Source organism: Streptomyces mabaensis (assembly GCF_053763515.1).
Map to the genome: position 1 here is coordinate 122,885 of NZ_JBSOPZ010000016.1, position 18,313 is coordinate 141,197.

Sequence of the window (18,313 nt, forward strand, 5' to 3'; positions counted from 1 at the left end):
TTGCACATTCACTTGCACACCTTCGGGACGTTCAGACGTGGGACGCGCGGCGACGCGAGGACAGGAAGAGGACGGCACCGGCGACGACGGCCGCGGCGGCGGCACCCAGGGCCGGCAGCGTCGCCGTACCGGTGGCGGCGAGGGCACCCCCGGTGAAACCGCCGGTCGTACCCGCTGAAGCGCCGGCGGACATACCGGTCGTTGTACCAGCCGAGGTGCCGGCCGAGGTGCCACCCGTCGACCCGCCCACGTCACCGCCGGTCGAGCCACTCGTGGTGGAGCCGCCACCCGTGGTGGAGCCGCCGTCCGCACCGGAACCACCGCCCGTGGCGGTACCGGAGTCCGTGCCGTTCAGGACGAGCCGGGCGGTGTTGTTGGCCGGCTTCGGGTCGAAGCCCAGCTCCGGACGGGACTGGTAGGGCGCGCGCACGGTCACGGCCCCGGTCGCGTTCGGCACGGCCCTGTCGACCTTCAGCTCGAAGGGCAGGGCGAACTTCGCGTCCTCCAGGACGACGGCGGACGTGTCACAGACGTAGCGGGGCGCGCCGAGCTGCTCCTCCCGGTATCCGCCGTCGGCCGCCACACCCCGGCAGCGCTCGGGCTTGCGGGTGACCTTGGCCCCCCGAGGCACCGTGAAGTCGACCGCGGCGACGCTCTCGCCGGAGCGGAGGTGGCCGATCCAGGCCGGGCCCCGGTTCCGGAATCCGACCTCGGCCTTCACCGTCTCGCCCGCGGCGGCCGTCAGCGCCGGGCCGTACGCCGCGAAGTCGGCGGTGTTGGCCGTGCGGAAGTCGAACTCCTGCTGGTTGTCCCACGGATGGAGGTCCGCGGAGTGGGCGGAGACCGTCTTCTTGGCGAGGGTCAGCTCACGGCCGGTGCCGCGGGCGAAGCCCAGGCCGGCCTGCTGGGCGGCACGTGCCGCCGGACTGTCCTCGTTGACGCGGTACACGAGCGTGTCGAGGTAGGCGATCCCGGTGGCCCGGATGTGCAGCGGCTCGGCCAGCTCGTAGACCGCGCCCGGCTCGTACGCACCGTCGAACCGGCACACGGTGGCGTGGAGGGCGCGGATGTCGTCCCCGCCCTCGCTGTACTCGCAGTTCGCGTACCGCTCGACGAAGGCCATGCCCCGCGAGTGCCTGAGCGTGAGCAGGATGCCCTCGGCCGGAGCGGTGCCGGTGTTGGTGAAGGACACGGGCACGGGCTGGACCTCGCCCGGCTGGAGGTTCCGCTTCAGGGCGAGCGGCTTCATCACCAGGTCGGGGCCGCCGACCGTGACCCGGGTGGAGAAGGGGGTGAAGCTCGCGCCTTCGGCCTCGCCGGTCACCTTGATGGCGCCGGTGGCGCCCAGCTCGCTGCCCTTGGCCGCGGTGAGTTCGAGTTCGCCCACACTGTTGAGGCCGGGCCGGATGCCGTAGTCGGTGCAGACGGCGGTGGTGCCCGTGACCGTGCAGTCGGAGCTGCCGGTCTCCCCGAAGCGGGCCTCCGCAACGCCGGCGATGCCGCTCAGGTCGATCGTGACGGTGTACTCGCCGTCGAACGAGCCGCCTTCCTCGTCCTCGCTGGGGTTGGTCACCCGGATGTCCACGGTGGCCTGCTGCGGGCTTCCGGCCGCGGGATACGGCCGGAGGCCGATCTCCGGCTCACCGCTGAGCGTGAACACGGGGTCGGCGGCGTACGCGGGGGCGCTGCTCAGCCCGACGGCCAGCAAGCCCGCGGCGCCGAGGCCGGCGACGGCGAGACCGGCGACGGCGCGGCGCAGCCCGGCGGGCGAGGAAGTACCTGTCATGACCACTCTCACGGTTGGCGGCAATGCAAGATCTTCGACCGGAAGAGAGCAGCCCGGGTTGCGCCCGGGAAGGTCACGGATTGAGGACGATGGGGGCGGTGGGGCTTGTGTGACGCGGGACACATAAAATCTGTGTGAGTGGGGCACAACCGTTCGCCCAGGTCGCAGGTCATCTATGCGCAACCAACGGCCTCACCCGTGTCCCCCACCGCGGAGGCCCCACAGACTCCGTGCCGCCCCGTGCGGCACGCCGGACTTCACTGAGGTCTTCATGAAGCTTCGCCGCGCCATGGCCCTTGCGGCCGCGACGGCCGTCATCGCCCCGGCCGCGCTGTTCGCTGCCCCGGCCGCGTACGCGACGGACGGCCCCGAAACGACGACCACCACCACGGGTGGGACGGGTGACGACTCCGCCACCACGGGTGGTACCGGCGACGAGGCGACCACCGGCGAGACGGGCGAGCAGCCCGCCACCGGCGGCACCGTCGAGACGCCGGCGGACAAGCCGGCCACGACGGGCGAGACCGACACCGAGCCGGCCGAGGAACCCGCCACGACGGGCGAGACCGAGGCCAAGCCGGACGAGGAGCCCGCCACCGGCGGCACCGAGACCAAGCCGGATGACAAGCCCGAGGTCAAGCCGGAAGAGAAGCCGGAGACCGAGGAGCCCAAGGGCCCCGTCGAGTGCAAGGACGACGAGGAGAACTCGGAGTTCGACGAGAACCTGACGACGGGTCTCTACGGCCTGCCCTCGAAGATCGTCGCGGGCAGCGGCTGGCACGGCTTCAACCTGAAGGTCTCCAACAAGTCGGACGTCGCCTACGACCGCGTCGACCTCGGCGTGTTCGCGGCCTCCCTCTCCGAGAACTTCGACGAGGACGAGCCCGACTTCACGAACCACGTGACGCTCCAGTTCAAGGACCCCGAGTCCGGTGAGTGGACCGACATCTCGCTCGGCGACGAGGACCAGGCCGCCGGTTACATCGGTTACACCGACATCAAGGCCAAGGAGTCCTTCTCCCTCGGCCTGCGCCTGAGCGTCGCCGCTGCCGCTCCGAACGGCATGGGCTTCGCCATCAGCATCGGTATGTACGCCGACGCCGAGGGCAACTGCGTCTACGCGAACGAAGAGGAGAACGGCTCCTACTTCTTCGACATCCTCGCGGCCGGCTCCAAGCCGGGCGAGGTGCCGGACGCCAAGCCGCAGCCGGGCAAGAAGCCGGTTCCGGACACCAAGCCGCAGGGTGACCGCGAGATCCAGCCGGTCGGCAACCTCGCCGAGACCGGTTCCTCCTCGATGCTGCCGACCATCGGTGCCATCGGCGGTATCACCATCCTCGCCGGTGCCGGCGTGATGTTCGCCGTCAAGCGCCGCAAGGGCGACGAGGGCGCTGCCGCGTAACGCATCACGCGTCACACAAGCTGAGGGGGCTGCACTCGGAGGGGAGTGCAGCCCCTTTCTGCTGCTCGGTTTCTGCTGCCCGATTACTTCCGCTTCTTCGGCGGCACCTCCGGCACCGCCAGCAGCGGCAGCCTCAGCGCGCCGAACGCGTCCTTCGGGACCGCCGGCCGCCGCGGCTCGACCGCCGCGAGCCGCGCGTAGGCCGCGCCCTGTTCCGGGCGCGGGTCCCGCTCGCCCTTGTTGGGCCAGTACGACATCGCGCGCTCGGCCTGCGCGGTAATGGTCAGCGACGGGTTCACGCCCAGGTTGGCCGAGACCGCCGAGCCGTCGACGACCGAGATGCCCGGGTGGCCGTACAGCCGGTGGTACGGGTCGATGACCCCCTGCTCCGGGCCGACGCCGATCGGGCAGCCGCCCAGGAAGTGGGCCGTCAGCGGCGTGCCCATGAGCTCGCCGACATTGCTGCCCGCGAAGCCGTTGATCTCCTCGGCGAGCAGCGTCGCCGCGCGCGTCGCCTCCTCGATCTGCTTCGGGTTGGGCGCCCCGTGCCCCTGCCGGGCCGTGAGCAGGCCTTTGCCGATGCCGCTCGCCTTGCGGTGGGTGGTGAGTGAGTTGTCCACCGACTGCATGACCAGGCCGATGATGGTCCGCTCCGACCAGCGCCGGTTGGACAGGGAGCGGAGCAGCAGCAGCGGGTGGCGGGTGACGTTGCCGAGCCAGCCGAGCACGCGCCGGCCGCCGTAGGGGACCTGGAGGATGGACATCGCGCCCATCGCGTTGGAGCCCTTGCCGTACCGGACCGGCTCGATGTGGGTGCTGGCGTTGGGGTGGATCGACGAGGTGATCGCGACGCCCTGGGTGAAGTCCGCCTTCTTCACGCCGTGCCGCTTGCGGTAGCGGCGGTTGTCGGTCTGGGCGCCGACGAGCGCCTCGGAGTTGGTACGGGTCAGCTCGCCCAGCCTGGCCGAGATGCGCGGCAGCAGCCCGCGGTCCCGCATCGTGTGCAGCAGCGTCTGCGTGCCGTACGTACCGGCGGCGACGACGACCTGCCGGGCCCGCAGCACCTTCGGCGCGGCTTTCCGGCGCGCGTCGGTCGGCACGGTGGAGACCTGGTAGCCGCCGGCCGGGTCGTCCGTCAGCCCGACGACCGAGGTCATTGGGTGGATCACGGCGCCGGCCTGCTCGGCGAGGTGGAGGTAGTTCTCGTTGAGGGAGTTCTTCGCGCCGTGCCGGCAGCCCGTCATGCACTCGCCGCACTGGGTGCAGGCGTTGCGGGAGGGCCCGGCGCCGCCGAAGTACGGGTCGGGGACGGCCGCCCCGGGCCGCGCCTGCGAGGCGCCCCCGGCATCGCGGCCGTCTCCGAAGAAGACCCCGACCGGCGCCAGATGGAAGCTGTCACCGACGCCCATCGCCTCGGCAGCGGCCTTCAGATGCACGTCCGACGGCGTCATGGTCGGGTTGAGCCGTACCCCCAGCATCCGCTTCGCCTGGTCGTAGTACGGCGCCAGCTCCTCCTGCCAGTCCGTGATCCCGGCCCACTGCCGGTCCTCGAAGAACGCGGCAGGCGGTACGTACAGGGTGTTGGCGTAGTTGAGCGAGCCGCCGCCCACGCCCGCGCCCGCCAGCACCATCACATTGCCGAGCAGATGCACGCGCTGGATGCCGTACAGGCCGAGTGCGGGCGCCCACAGGTAATTCCTGATGTCCCAGGAGTTCCTGGGCAGGGTCTCCCGGGTGAAGCGGCGGCCGGCCTCCAGCACGCCGACCCGGTACCCCTTCTCGGTCAGCCGCAGAGCGGACACGGCTCCGCCGAAACCGGATCCGACAACGATGACGTCGTAGTCGTACGACGCGTCGTCCTCGTCCCGGGCAGGCGCCTGGGCATGGGTGTCCTGTGACACTGGCTCTCCTCGTCGAAATCTGGGGGCCGGACCCCGCCTAGCGGAGGCGGAACGCCTTCATCGCCCGCAGGCTGCGGCTCATGAACGCCGCGTACTTCTCGTCGTCCATCCCGAAGGACGGGGCCATCGGCATCAGCCGCTGGTGTGCGACCGTCTGGGCCTCGGTGTACTTGAGGATGCCCTCGGACCCGTGCCGCCGGCCGAGGCCGGAGTCCTTCATTCCGCCCATCGGCGACTGGACACTGCCGTACGCGGGCGCGTACCCCTCGTTGATGTTGACCGTGCCGGTGCGCAGCCGGGCGGCGACCTCGTGGCCCCGCCTGCCGTCCTTCGTCCACACGCTGGAGTTGAGGCCGTACGGCGTCGCGTTGGCACGCTCGACCGCGTCGTCCTCGTCGCTGAAGCGGTAGATCGAGACGACCGGGCCGAAGGTCTCCTCCGTGCACACGGCCATCGGCGCCTCGACGCCGTCGAGGATGGTCGGCTCGAAGAAGAGCGGGCCGATGTCGGGGCGGGCGACTCCGCCGGCGACGAGCGTGGCGCCCTTGGCGACGGCCTCCTCGACGTGCCGCCGTACGGTCTCCAGCTGGCGCTCACCGACGAGCGAGCCCATGTCGGCGCCGTACGCGAGGGCACTGCCGAGCCGCATCGCCTTCGTACGGGCGGCGAAGCGCTCCACGAACGCGTCGGCCACCGACTCGTGGACGTACAGCCGCTCGATGGAGATGCACAGCTGGCCCGCGGAGGAGAAGCAGGCGCGCACGGCTCCGGCCGCGGCCTTCTCGATGTCGGCGTCCTTCAGGACCAGCATGGCGTTCTTGCCGCCGAGTTCGAGTGAGACGCCGACGAGACGGGCGGCCGCGCCCTGCGCGACCTCGCGGCCGGTGCGCGTGGAGCCGGTGAAGGACACGTAGTCGGCGTGCTTGACGACCTCCGGACCGACGACCGGGCCCTCGCCCAGCACCACCTGGAAGACCTCGGCCGGCAGACCGGCCTCGATCAGCAGGTCACGCGCCCACAGCGCGGTCAGCGCGGTCTCGGTGTCGGGCTTCATCACGACGGCGTTGCCCGAGACGAAGGCGGGCAGCGCGTCACCGACGGACAGCTCGAACGGGTAGTTCCAGGGCGCGATCTGGCCGATGACGCCGCGCGGCTGGCGCAGCTCGGTGACCTTGGTGAGGGTCGGCACGGCGCCGGTGTGGCGCTTCGGCCTCAGATACGACGGTGCCTTGCGCCCGTAGTGACGCGCGGCGACGGCGACGGCCTGGACCTCCTCGTGGGCGTGCAGCCGGGCCTTGCCGGTCTCCAGCTGGATGAGGTCGAGTACCTCGGCCTGCCGCTCCAGCACGAGGTCGTGGAAGCGGAGCAGGACCGCGGCCCGCCGGCGGACGGGCGTGGCCGCCCACACCGGCTGGGCCTCGCGGGCCCGGGCGAAGGCGGTGGCGACGTCCTCGGGAGTGGACTCCGGAAGGTCGGCGAGCTTCTCCCCGGTGAAGGGGCTGTGGTTGGCGGTGCGGCCGGAGCCGGTCACACCACGCGTGAGCTGCGCGACGATCTCGGGGGTGACCACATCGGCGGCCGTCCGCGCGCCGGCCGGGGCGGCGGCCACGGGGTTGGTGCCGGGGTGGGTGCCGAGGGGAGCGCTGAGGAGGGAGGCGGGGGCCTGCGAGTCCGTCATGGCGGTGAGCGTATGACGATCGGAACGCTTTGGGTACCCGTGGGTAACAGTTTTCAAAGGCACCGTTGAACGCACCGTCGAAGGCACCGTTGACCGCGCCAGTGATGGCTGGCACAAAGCCCCTGATCAGGGGCTTGTCGCGGTCGGAGGCCGAGTCGGAAGTCGGGAAGGCGGCTGCCAGCCGCGCAGCACCGTGTCGAACTGGTCCCGCGTCGTCTCCTAGTCCTCCTCGGGCCCGGACACTCACGGAGACAGCACTTTGACGTCCTCTCCCTCGTAGGCGAGGGAGATTCCTGGCTCACGCTGCCTGACGGCCCGGCGGGCGGTCAGGTCTTCCGCGATCGGCACCAGCCGGGTTGAGACCTGCCCGGACGAGCATCACGCGTGCGGAGTTTTTGTCCCGAGGGGAGACGGCTCCGCATGCGGTGCAGGTGTAGGTACGTTCCGACAGCGGGAGTGCGTGCTTGGTTCTCGCTCCGCAGTGTCCGCAGTCCATGGTGGTGTGCACGGGGTGCACCAGATGCAGGATGCGCTGATGCTTGCGCGCCATGTTGATCAGCTCGTGTTTGGTGGCGGAGATCGCCGCGTCGGCCGCCTTGCGGGCCATGCTGGACCTGGCGAGGAACTTCGGCCGGAAATCCTCCACCGCGAGCTGGTCGAAGTCGGTCACGACACGTTTGGCCCACTTGCGTGCGGTGTCCTGCCGCCGGCGTGCGATCTTCTTGTGCACCTTCGCGGCCTGCCGCTTCGCCTTGCGGTACCCCTTGGAGGCAGCCTGTCCGCGCTTCGGCTTCCGGCGGGCCATCATCCGCTGATAGCCGGCCAACTTCCCGGCCGCCTGCTTGCCGTGCTCGGCGTGCGGGAGGTCGTGGGTGTCGCTGGTGGTGGTCGCGGTTTCCTTCACACCCCAGTCGATACCGACCACGCTGCCGGTCGCGGGCAACGGATCGGCCTCGGCCTGGACGACGAAGGAGGCGTACCAGTAGCCGAGGCTGTCGCGGTATACACGGACACTGGACGGTTCGCCAGGCAGATCACGCGACCACACCACCGTCAGCCTGATACCGCCCGCAAGGTACAGACGCCCGTCCTTCAACCGGAACCCACGTTGGGTGTAGTTGAGCGTCGGATCCGCCAGATGCTTTTTCTTGAACTGCGGCATTCCCGCCCGCTGCTGAATCGGCAACCGGGCCTTGATGTCCTTGAGCGCCTTCCCGCGTGACTTGGCAAAGTCCCGGATGATCTGCTGCTGCGGGACACTGCTGCCTTCACGCAGCCAGCTCTGATGACCGCGCACTTCGGTCAGCATCTTGTCCAGCCGCGCCGGACCACACTTCTCGTCATCCCGGTATGCCTTCTTGGACCGGGCGGCGCATTCGTTCCATAACCAGCGGCACCGGTCCCACTCACCCAGCAGCGCGGCGAGCGCCGTGGATGACACACGGAGCCGGTAGGTGTACCGGGCATGCCCGCCATCCCCGGCTTCCTGAGGTGTCGTCATGGTGCCAATATAAGCCGGTATGCATCACGAGCTACGCACAACAGCCAGACTCCCCGCAGAACTTCACGCCCGATGGGCAGCTCACGCAAAACGCGAACGACGGTCCTTCAACGCCGATCTCATCTACCGCCTGGAGGGTGTACTCGGCACTCCCGCGGCAGACACCAATCCGGCCAGAGGTAAATCGGCCATCTCTGACCCGCTACACGGCAAGCCGGATTCCTCCCGCCCCAAAGGACCGGGCATCCTCCGGTAGCCCGGTGACTCAGGACGTGGCGCGGTAGGTGGCGGAGGCCTGTTCGAAGATCTCGCTCACCTTGTCCCGGCCCGATTCGGGGCCTGTCACCATCACCACGTGGTAGCGGTCGCCGACGGTCGTGACGAGGTTGCGGACGTACACCTCGCGGCCGCTGCTGTCCGACCAGGTGTACTGACCCTCGGCCATGACCCGTTCGCCCACGACGATTTGCCGCACCCCGGTGGAGGTGGCCCAACTGGAGTCGCGGAACGGCTGCAGCTCGCGCTCCCTCTCCCGCTGGTACGTCATCGGATCCGCGCCGTCGTCCTGCACGGGGTCCCGGCCGGGGACGATGATCAGCTCGTACCCACCGCCCGTGTACCGGACCTGGCCGCTGTCGTTGAGCGGGCGCCGCCGCAAGTCCCGGTCGACGGCGACCTGGAACCCCTCCGGGTCCTTGCGCAGTACGTACCCCTCGGCCAGGTCGCCCGCGGGCGCGGTCGTCTGCGGCCGCTGGGAGGAGGGCTTCCCCGACTGCCCGGACGTGGCGGACTGTTCCGGCCGGCCCGGCTGCTCCTGCTGATCCGCCTGATCCGACTCATCCGACTGCGACTCGGCGGACCCCGAACGGCTCGGGCCGACCGCTCCGGGCCGCTGCTGCGCGGCGTCCCCGTCGGCCTTGGGCATGAACATCACCGCGTACGCGACAACGGCCGCCAGGGCCAGCAGGATCAGCAACAGCAGCGTCCGCCCGAGCGACCTGGGCCCGCGCTGCCGCCGCTCCCTCCGGGGGACGGCCTTCTGCTGCCGGTGCCGGCCGTGCGCAACGGCCGGTGAGGCCGCGCGGCGCCTGCGTACGAGCTCGCCACGACGGCGTACGACCGGGAGCCGGGTGCCGTCCAGGGAGGGCACCGGCACCACCTGGGCGCCGGCCTCCGGCTCGGGAGCGGACCGTACGAGCGAACGCAGCCAGCCGCGCAGCTCCTCGAAGTCCGGGCGCTCCGTGGGGTCCTGACGCAGCAGCGACTCGACCACGGGCCGCAGCGGTCCGCACTCCTCGGCGAAGGCGGGCGGCTCGGCGCAGACCATCTGGACGAGCTCTGCGGTGTTCTCCTCCGGGTAGGGGGCGTGCCCCTGGACGGCGCGGAACAGCAGCGCGCCCAGCGCCCACAGGTCCGTCGAGGGACCGACGGGCGCTGCCAGCTGCCAGTTCTCGTGTACGGGGCCGGCCTGCTCGGGCGCCCAGCGCTCGGTGACCGCACCGACGACGGCGATCCGGGTCTGCCGGGCGCGCTCGGCGGCGAGCGGGGTCGCGGGCCCCCGGTAGGCGGGGACGCGCGCACCGGCGACGACTTCGTCCCACCCGCCGGCGGGCGAGGACGCGGCCGAGGGGGGCACGGCCACGGTGGGCGTGCGCGGTGCGGGCGTGCGCGGTGCGGGCGTGCGCGGTGCGGGCGTGCGCGGTGCGGGCGCGCCCGTGCCGCCGGTGCGCTCGGGCGGCGCGACGGCCGCGGGCAGGGCGTGCGGCGCGTGGCGGTGCTGGTCGGCCCGCAGCCCTTCGCCGGCGCTGCCGCCCCGGGGGGTGGCGCCGTGCCAGGAGCCGCCGCCGTTCCCGCTGCCGCCGTGCCGCGCCTCGTCGCTCCAGGTGCCGGCGAGTTCGGCCCGGCGCGGCCCGGGGACGCCTTGGTCGTCGGGGTGATCGCCGGCGCGGCGGCCGTCCGCGCTCCTGGCCAGGCTGTCGCCCGGCCGGGCGCCGCCATACGGATAGGCGTACCCCTCTGGCGGGTGGGAGCCGGGCGCGCGGCCCGTGCCCGTACTCGTACCCGTACCCGTGTCCTGCGGCGGCGCCGGCCGCTGGACGGGCAGGCTGCCGGTGCCGCCGGGCCTCTCCTCGGTCACCCGGGCTGCGGCGCGGGCTCCGGCGCGGTACGCCGCGATGGCCCCGGCCCGGGCGGCCCTGACCTCCGCAGCCGCGCCGGCCCCGGGCGGCAGCGCGCCGCGCGCCCCGGGCGGCTCCGGGGGCTCGGCGGGGCCCCGGCCGGGCCCGGCCGGCGGTACGGGGACGGCCTCGATGACCGGTTCCACGGCGGGGACCGGGTCGTAGCCGCACAGTGCCTCTTCCGCTGCGCCGGACGCCAGTCCGGTCAGTACGACCCGGCCGTCCTCGCACACCAGCACCGTGCGGACGGTGATGTTCCGGTGGGTCCAGCCATGTGCGTGCAGGACGCGCAGCGCGGTGAGTACGTCCGACGCGACCTCGGCCGCCCGGTACGGGCTCAGCGGCTTCTCCGCGAGCAGCGCCGCGAGCGGCCGCGCGGCCACCAGCTCGCTCACGATCCACAGCGAACCGTCCTCGGCGAACACGTCGAAGACCTGGTCGAGCCGGGGGTGGTCGGGTATCTGCGCGGCGGCCTGGGCCGCTTCGATCGCCCGTCGTACGGCGGGATCGGTGGGGCGGCGCGTGGTGCGCCCGGAGGCCCGCCGGGGGGCCGGCAGCCCGTCCGCGTCGAGCATCTCCGCGTCCACGACCTCGGGCAGCATCACCTGCCGCACGAGCACTTCCTGCCCGCTGTAGGTGTCGAACGCCCGGGTCTCCACGAGCTCGTACTCGTCGGACGGGGGCAGGGGCAGGCGGTAGCGGTCGGCGAGTACCCGACCCGCGTAGTCGTCCACGACGCCTCCCCAGAGCGCGCTGTTCCCCGGTGTCCGTCCGGTCCGTCGCCGCCGGTCCGTCCGAGAGCCGCAGAAAGGGTCAAATCCGGTCGTTCAGCGGCCCATTGCGGCTGCGTACGGTCCGCGACCTCTCACGATACGTGGCAATACCCGTCCGTGGCGCCGGGTCATCGCAACCCGGCGCCGAACAGACTCAGTCCTGCGGCCGGAACGTGTCGAACGCGGTCTTGCGCAGCGTCCGGCACTCCGCGCCGTCCCACTCGCTCTGCTTGCAGGTGACCATGATCGAGTAGCCGTGCTTGGCGTCGACCTTGAAGCCGCGGTTCAGTATCCGGACCCGCTCACCACCCTGGTTCCGCTCGAACTGCCAGTCGGCGACGGTCGGGTAGCCGTTGTACTGGACCTTCCCGATGCCCAGCAGCTTGTAGCCGCTGCTGCTGCCGGCGACGGCGGGCGCGAGCTGGGTCCAGGCCAGGGCCGCGTCGTCGCCGGGGCTGTTGGTGAAGTCGACCTGGATCCGCGGGAATCCGCCGGACGCGCTGTATATGCCGCCGGAGTTCTTGCCCGCTGTCCCGGTGCGCTTGAAGCCGGCGGGCATCGCCATGCTGAAGTGGAAGGCGCCGTCGGTGACCGTCTTGTACCCGGCGGGCAGCGCGTCCTTGCCCGGAGTCCCGCCGGTCGTCCCGCCGTCGGAGGTCTCGCCCGTGCCGGCGCTCTGCCCCTTGCCCTTGTCCGGGTCCTGCTTCTCGTCCTTGCCGGACTCCTTGCCGGTGCCGTCGCCCTTGTCCGAGCCGTCACCGCCGGTGGTGGCCCCGCTCGACGCGGCTGTGCCGTCCTTCGACTTGTTGTCCTGGCCGCCCTGGTCGTCGTCCCCGCCGAGCGCGATGGCGAGGATCGTGCCGAGGATGGCGAGCACCGCCACGACCGCGACGACGGCGAGGACGCGCCGGGAGGGCTGGGGCAGAGCCCCGGCGGCGAGTCCGGGCCGGGTCTTGGCCTCGGGCTCGGCCTCGGGCTCGGGCTTCGGCGCGTGCTCGGCGGAGGCCGCGGCGGACTTCGGCTTCGCCGCCTTCTGCTTCGCTGCCTTCGCCTCCGGCGGTACGGGCGGGAGGGGTACCACCCGGGTCGCGTCCCCGGCCGGTTCGGGCTCCGGCTCGGGCTCGGCGACCGGTTCCGGGGCGTTGACGACGGCGCTCAGCAGCGCGCGGGCCCCCGCGTCGTCGAGCCGGCGCTGGGGGTCCTTGGCCAGCAGCCCGTAGATGACCTCCTCCAGCGCTCCCGCGCTCTTCGGCGGGTCGAGCGGTTCGGTCATCACGGCGGTCAGGGTCGCGATCGCGGAGCCCTTGTCGTACGGCGGAACGCCCTCCACCGAGGCGTACAGCAGGCCGCCGAGCGACCACAGGTCGGCGGGCGGGCCGGGCTTGTGGCCGCGGGCGCGCTCGGGCGAGATGTACGAGGGGGCACCGACGAGCATCCCGGTGGAGGTGACGGAGGGGTCGCCCTCGACCTGCGCGATACCGAAGTCACTGAGCACGACGCGGCCGTCCTCGGCGATCAGCACGTTGGACGGCTTCACATCACGGTGCAGGATGCCCTCACGGTGCGCGGAGCGCAGCACGTCGAGGACGGCGAGCCCGACCTCGGCAGCCCGACGGGGGCTCAGGGTGCCCTTCTCGCGGATGACTTCGGCAAGGGACGCGCCCTCGATGAGCTCCATGACGATCCACGGCCGGTCGTCCTCGTCGACGACGTCGTAGACGGTCACGGCCCCGTTGTTGCGGATCCGGGCGATCGCCTTCGCCTCGCGCAGGGTCCGGGTGATCAGCCGGCGCTTCTCGTCCTCGTCGATGTTCGTCGGGAACCGCAGCTCCTTGACGGCGACGGTACGGCCGAGGGTCTCGTCCACGGCACGCCAGACGGTACCCATACCACCCTTGCCGAGCACACCACTCAGCCGATAACGCCTCGCAAGAAGCCGCCCGTCCTCGGAGTCCGGGCCGGCGGCAGCGCGGCCCTTGGCGCTGCCCTTGCCGCCACCGGCCGTCGCACCACTCTTGCCGGTACCCACCGACCCCGCCTGAGCGCCCGCCTCGCGGGGACTTTCGTCCTCATCGGCCTTCACGCCCACCTCGGGCGCCGCCGTGTCGGGACGAGCGTCCTCGTGCGCCTCGCCCGCCGTCGCACCGGCCTTGGGGGCGGCTTTGCCCGCACTCCCGGTCGCGCCGTCCTTGGCCGGACGCACGCCCTCGCCCTCGCCCACGGCCGCACCCGCCTCCGGACCCGCCGTCACGCGGTCCTCCGGGACCGCCTCGCCGGGACCTGCGTCCCCGTCAGCCTTCACGCCCACCTCGGGCGCCGCCGTGGCCAGCCCCGCGCCCTCGCCCTGCGGCGCGTCCGCCTCCGGGGAACCCTTGCCAGGACCTGCGCCCGCGGCCCCGCCCGCCGGCACGTCCGCCTCCGGAGCGGTGCTCGCCGGCCCCGCCTTCGCGTCCGCCTCCGGGGCCGCCTCGCCTGGTCCCTCGGCCTTGGCCGTCGGCGCTTTCGGCTGCCGTCCCGCCGGGGTCGCGTCCGCGCGGGCCGGTTCCTGGTTCCGCTCGGCCCCGGGCCGCTCCCGCGCCTGCTCCGCCTCCGACATGCGTCCCCTCTGCGATCCTGTGCCTAGGCTCTGTCCGGCCGATCTTGCCGGACAGGACCTCGCCCGCGGCGTTCCTTCGGCTCTGCGAGCCCGGGAGTGGCAGTAACCGGCCCTGGCAGAAACTTCATTGTCCCCCACCCCGGGACCGGTGAGTGTGCGGGGTCCACCGGCCGCACAAGACCCTTACAGGCGCACGATCTACAGCGGCACGATGTCCGGCGCGCCCAGCCGCGCCGCCTCCGCCGTCAGGTCGTCCGGCTGCCGCTGCGACTCCCGCTCCGCCTGCACGCGCTTGTCGTAGTGCTCGACCTCCTTCTCGATCTGCTCCTTGTCCCAGCCCAGCACCGGAGCCATCAACTCCGCGCACTCCCGCGCACTGCGCGCACCCCGGTCGAACGTCTCGATCGAGATCCGCGTCCTGCGCGTCAGTACGTCGTCCAGGTGCCGCGCCCCCTCGTGCGACGCCGCGTACACCACCTCCGCCCGCAGGTAGTCGTCCGCCGCGGCCAGCGGCTCGCCCAGCGACGCGTCGGCGGCGATCAGCTCCAGCAGTTCCTCCGTCATCGAGCCGTACCGGTTCAACAGGTGCTCCACCCGGGCCACATGAAGCCCCGTCCGCGCCGCGATCCGCGCCCGCGCGTTCCACAGGGCCTTGTACCCCTCCGCGCCGACAAGAGGCACATCCTCCGTGACGCAGTCGGCGACCCGCTGGTCCAGCCCGTGCACCGCCTCGTCCACCGCGTCCTTGGCCATCACCCGGTACGTCGTGTACTTGCCGCCCGCCACCACCACCAGCCCCGGCACGGGATGCGCCACCGTGTGCTCGCGCGACAACTTGCTCGTCGCGTCGGACTCGCCGGCCAGCAGCGGCCGCAGCCCCGCGTACACCCCCTGGACGTCGTCCCGGCTCAGCGGCACCGCGAGCACCGAGTTGACGTGCTCCAGCAGGTAGTCGATGTCGGCGCTGGACGCCGCCGGATGCGCCTTGTCCAGGTCCCAGTCCGTGTCCGTCGTCCCCACGATCCAGTGCCGGCCCCAGGGAATCACGAACAGCACGGACTTCTCCGTCCGCAGGATCAGCCCCGTGGTGGAGTGGATCCGGTCCTTGGGCACCACCAGGTGGATGCCCTTGGACGCCCGCACATGGAACTGCCCCCGCTCCCCGATCAGCGCCTGTGTGTCGTCCGTCCACACCCCGGTGGCGTTGACGACCTGCTTGGCCCGGATCTCGTACTCACCGCCGCCCTCCACGTCCTGTACGCGCGCCCCGACGACCCGCTCGCCCTCCCGCAGGAACCCGATGACCCGCGCCCGGTTGGCGACCTGCGCGCCGTACGCCGCCGCCGTACGCACCAGGGTCGCCACATAGCGCGCGTCGTCCATCTGCGCGTCGTAGTACTGCAACGCGCCCACCAGCGCGTCCTTCTTCAGGCAGGGGGCGACCCGCAGGGCCCGCGTACGCGTCAGATGCCGGTGCACCGGCAGTCCGCGCCCGTGTCCCGAGGACACCGACATCGCGTCGTACATCGCCACGCCCGACCCGGCGTAGAAACGCTCCCAGCCCTTGTGCTGGAGGGGGTACAGGAACGGCACCGGCTTCACCAGGTGCGGCGCCAGCCGCTCCAGCAGCAGCCCGCGCTCCTTCAGGGCCTCCCGGACGAGCGCGAAGTCCAGCATCTCCAGATACCGCAGCCCGCCGTGGATCAGCTTGCTCGACCGGCTCGACGTGCCCGACGCCCAGTCACGTGCCTCCACCATCCCGGTGGCGAGTCCGCGAGTCACGGCGTCCAGCGCGGTTCCGGCACCGACCACACCGCCGCCGACGACCAGCACATCCAGTTCACGCTCGGCCATAGCGGCGAGCGCGTGCGCGCGCTCCGCAGGTCCCAGTGTCGCTGTCCTCACTGCTGCCTCCCGTTGATCGGGGTGGTCCTGCTCGTGCCCGGGGTGGTCCTGCTCGTGCCCGGGGTGGTCCCGCTCGTGCCCGGGGTGGTCCCGCTCATGCCCGGGGTGGTCCCGCTCGCTTTCCCCGCCCCTTGATTCTTGCCGGGCTTGCCCGAGTCAGCCACCGCCTGTGGACAACACTCCCGTGACCACCGCCGCGCAATGCGGCATATCGGTCATATTTACGCCTAGTCTGACATTGCGCTCGCTCGTTCTGTCCACAGCACTTGCGCACTCTCGCCCCTCCGGTTAAGGGAAAGGACGGCCACCGCCATGCCCGCAGATCTCGCCGTCATCGGACTCGGCCACCTCGGTCTCCCCCTCGCCCAGGCCGCCGTCGCCGCCGGCATCGAGACCATCGGATACGACTCCGGCCACACCGGCCGCTCCCCCACCAGCGGCGCGCTGTCCGCCGCGGACATCCGCCGGATGTCCGCGGCCGGCTTCCGGGCCACCACCAACGCCGTCGAGCTGGGCAGGGTCCGTACCGCCGTCATCTGCGCCCCCACCCCCCTCGGCCCCGACGGGGCACCCGACCTGTCCGCCGTCGGCGACGCCGCCCGCGCACTCGCCGCGCGGATGCGCCCGCACACCACCGTGATCCTGGAATCGGCCGCCTACCCCGGCGCCACCGAGGAATTCCTGCGGCCCGTCCTGGAGCAGGGCTCCGGCCTCCTGGCAGGGCGCGACTTCCACCTCGCGTACTCCCCCAGCCGCGTCGATCCGGGCAACCGCACGCACGGCTACTCCAACACCCCGAAGGTCATCGGCGGCCTCACCCCTGCCTGCACCGAGTCGGCCGCGGCCTTCTACGCCCGCCTCACCGACAAGGTGGTACGCGCCCGCGGCACCCGCGAAGCGGAAACGGTTCAGGTTCTGGAGACCAACTACCGGCACGTCAACATCGCCCTGGTCAACGAGATGGCGGTGCTCTGCCACGACATCGGCGTGGACCTCTGGGACGTCATCCGCTGCGCCGAGACCAAGCCGTACGGCTTCCACGCCTTCCGCCCGGGCCCCGGCGTCGGCGGCCACGGCGTCCCGCTCGACCCCAGCTACCTCCCGCACACGAGCCGCACACCGGGCCACCCGCTTCGGATGGTCGGGCTCGCCCAGGAAATCAACAACCGCATGCCGCAGTACGTCATCCAGCGCTGCGCCACCCTCCTGAACGAGCACGGCAAATCCGCCCGCGGCGCCCGTGTCCTGCTCCTCGGCGTCACCTACAAGCCCGATCTGGCCGACCAGGCGGGCGCGCCCGCCGACGAGATCGCCTGCCGCCTGCTGGACCTGGGCGCCCAGCTCAGCTACCACGATCCGTACGTCCCCGGCTGGCGCGTCCGTGACCAGCCGGTGCCGCGCGCGGACTCTCTCTACGAGGCCGCCGCCAACGCGGATCTGACGGTCCTGATCCAGCACCACCGCACGTACGACCTCCAAGGTCTCGCCGTGAAGGCCCAGTTGCTGCTGGACACGAGAGGAGCGAGCCCCGCGGGCGCCGCCCACCGCCTCTGAGGCACCGGTCGGCCGCCCGCCGCACCTTCCCCGGTTCACCTGCGGAAAGGACTACTGCCCGGACCGGCGCAGCTCCTATGATCCGCCCGTGTCATATGCCGCGCCGTTGTCACGGCCTCAATTCGACTCCACGGTCACCATGCCCGTCCTTGCCCGGCTACGCGGTCTCGTCACCGCGCACGACTGGGCGGGCACCGCGGATTTCTTCGCTCAGCTCCAGCACGAGGACGAACGGGCGTTCGCCTGCTCCCTCGTCGGCGGCATCCAGGGTGCCGAAGAGTTCCTGGAGCGCGCCGCCGCCCAGCACAGCACCGCTTCGCTGCCCCGGGTGCTCCTGGCCGACCGGCTGATCCGCGCCGGCTGGGACATCCGCAGCGGAGCCCGTGCCAAGCACGTCTCCCGGCAGCAGTTCGACGGCTTCCACGGGTATCTGCGGCGCGCCCAGGCGCTGCTGATCGAGGTGTGCGCCGAGGAGCCGGACAACGCGCTCGCCTGGTACCTGCGGATCACCACCGCCCGCGGCCTGGAGCTCGGCGAGAGCGAGGCGCGCCGCCGCTACGACCGGCTGGCCGAGCACCACCCGCACCACTATCCGGCCCAGGGCCAGCTCATCCAGCAGCTCGCCCCCAAGTGGGGCGGCTCCTGGGAGGCCATGTTCACGTTCGCGCGCGAGTGCGCCGAGGCCGCGCCCCCCGGCAGCCACAGCGCGGCCGTAATAGCCCAAGCGCACCTGGAACGCTGGCAGAACGTCGGCCACGGCGAGGACGTCCGCTGTCTGCGCGACCCCGCGATACGCGCCGAACTGCTCGCCGCCGCCCAGAAGTCCGTACTCCACCCCGCCTACCGTCCGGGGTTCCACTGGATCGGCGCGCACGGCTACTTCGCCGCCGTCCACTCCCTCGCCGGCAACCACGTCGACGCCGCCCCGCACTTCCGGGTCCTGGGCAACTGTGCCAGCGAGTTCCCCTGGACGCTGCTGGGCCATCAGGAAGCCGTGTTCGTGCGGCACCGCAAGACCGCACTGGCGAAGGGCTGATCCG

General features: G+C 71.8%; 10 protein-coding genes. 3 read left to right on the forward strand and 7 right to left on the reverse strand.

The window, feature by feature from the left end:
- Window positions 1-31: 31 nt before the first annotated feature.
- Complete coding sequence (locus ACWV17_RS16785) at window positions 32-1,786, reverse strand: peptidase (protein WP_455360358.1); 1,755 nt, start codon at window positions 1,784-1,786, stop codon at window positions 32-34.
- Between the two features lie 271 nt (window positions 1,787-2,057).
- Here ACWV17_RS16785 and ACWV17_RS16790 point away from each other — a divergent pair, with 271 nt between their 5' ends.
- A complete protein-coding gene (locus ACWV17_RS16790) occupies window positions 2,058-3,188 on the forward strand; it encodes an LAETG motif-containing sortase-dependent surface protein (protein WP_455360359.1) in 1,131 nt (376 codons plus the stop codon).
- Between the two features lie 83 nt (window positions 3,189-3,271).
- Here ACWV17_RS16790 and ACWV17_RS16795 read toward each other — a convergent pair whose 3' ends face one another.
- The 6 genes from ACWV17_RS16795 to ACWV17_RS16820 all read right to left on the reverse strand — a co-directional run bounded on the left by ACWV17_RS16795 (window position 3,272) and on the right by ACWV17_RS16820 (window position 15,719).
- Window positions 3,272-5,089: a GMC family oxidoreductase N-terminal domain-containing protein gene (locus tag ACWV17_RS16795; RefSeq protein WP_455360360.1), complete on the reverse strand. Its 1,818-nt coding sequence runs from the start codon at window positions 5,087-5,089 to the stop codon at window positions 3,272-3,274.
- A gap of 37 nt (window positions 5,090-5,126) precedes the next feature.
- Window positions 5,127-6,767: a succinic semialdehyde dehydrogenase gene (locus tag ACWV17_RS16800; RefSeq protein ID WP_455360361.1), complete on the reverse strand. Its 1,641-nt coding sequence runs from the start codon at window positions 6,765-6,767 to the stop codon at window positions 5,127-5,129.
- A gap of 298 nt (window positions 6,768-7,065) precedes the next feature.
- Window positions 7,066-8,268: an RNA-guided endonuclease InsQ/TnpB family protein gene (locus ACWV17_RS16805; protein WP_455360362.1), complete on the reverse strand. Its 1,203-nt coding sequence runs from the start codon at window positions 8,266-8,268 to the stop codon at window positions 7,066-7,068.
- 265 nt (window positions 8,269-8,533) lie between these two features.
- Window positions 8,534-11,179 (reverse strand): protein kinase, encoded by a 2,646-nt coding sequence (locus tag ACWV17_RS16810; RefSeq protein ID WP_455360363.1) that lies wholly within the window; start codon window positions 11,177-11,179, stop codon window positions 8,534-8,536.
- 193 nt (window positions 11,180-11,372) lie between these two features.
- Window positions 11,373-13,133: a serine/threonine-protein kinase gene (locus ACWV17_RS16815; RefSeq protein ID WP_455360380.1), complete on the reverse strand. Its 1,761-nt coding sequence runs from the start codon at window positions 13,131-13,133 to the stop codon at window positions 11,373-11,375.
- A gap of 879 nt (window positions 13,134-14,012) precedes the next feature.
- Window positions 14,013-15,719 carry a glycerol-3-phosphate dehydrogenase/oxidase gene (locus ACWV17_RS16820; RefSeq protein WP_455360364.1) on the reverse strand — a complete coding sequence of 569 codons (1,707 nt, stop codon included), beginning with the start codon at window positions 15,717-15,719 and terminating at the stop codon, window positions 14,013-14,015.
- Between the two features lie 312 nt (window positions 15,720-16,031).
- On the opposite strand from ACWV17_RS16820, the gene ACWV17_RS16825 reads away from it, so the two are divergent.
- Window positions 16,032-17,273 carry a nucleotide sugar dehydrogenase gene (locus tag ACWV17_RS16825; RefSeq protein WP_455360365.1) on the forward strand — a complete coding sequence of 414 codons (1,242 nt, stop codon included), beginning with the start codon at window positions 16,032-16,034 and terminating at the stop codon, window positions 17,271-17,273.
- A gap of 106 nt (window positions 17,274-17,379) precedes the next feature.
- Window positions 17,380-18,309 carry a hypothetical protein gene (locus ACWV17_RS16830; RefSeq protein WP_455360366.1) on the forward strand — a complete coding sequence of 310 codons (930 nt, stop codon included), beginning with the start codon at window positions 17,380-17,382 and terminating at the stop codon, window positions 18,307-18,309.
- Window positions 18,310-18,313: the final 4 nt, after the last annotated feature.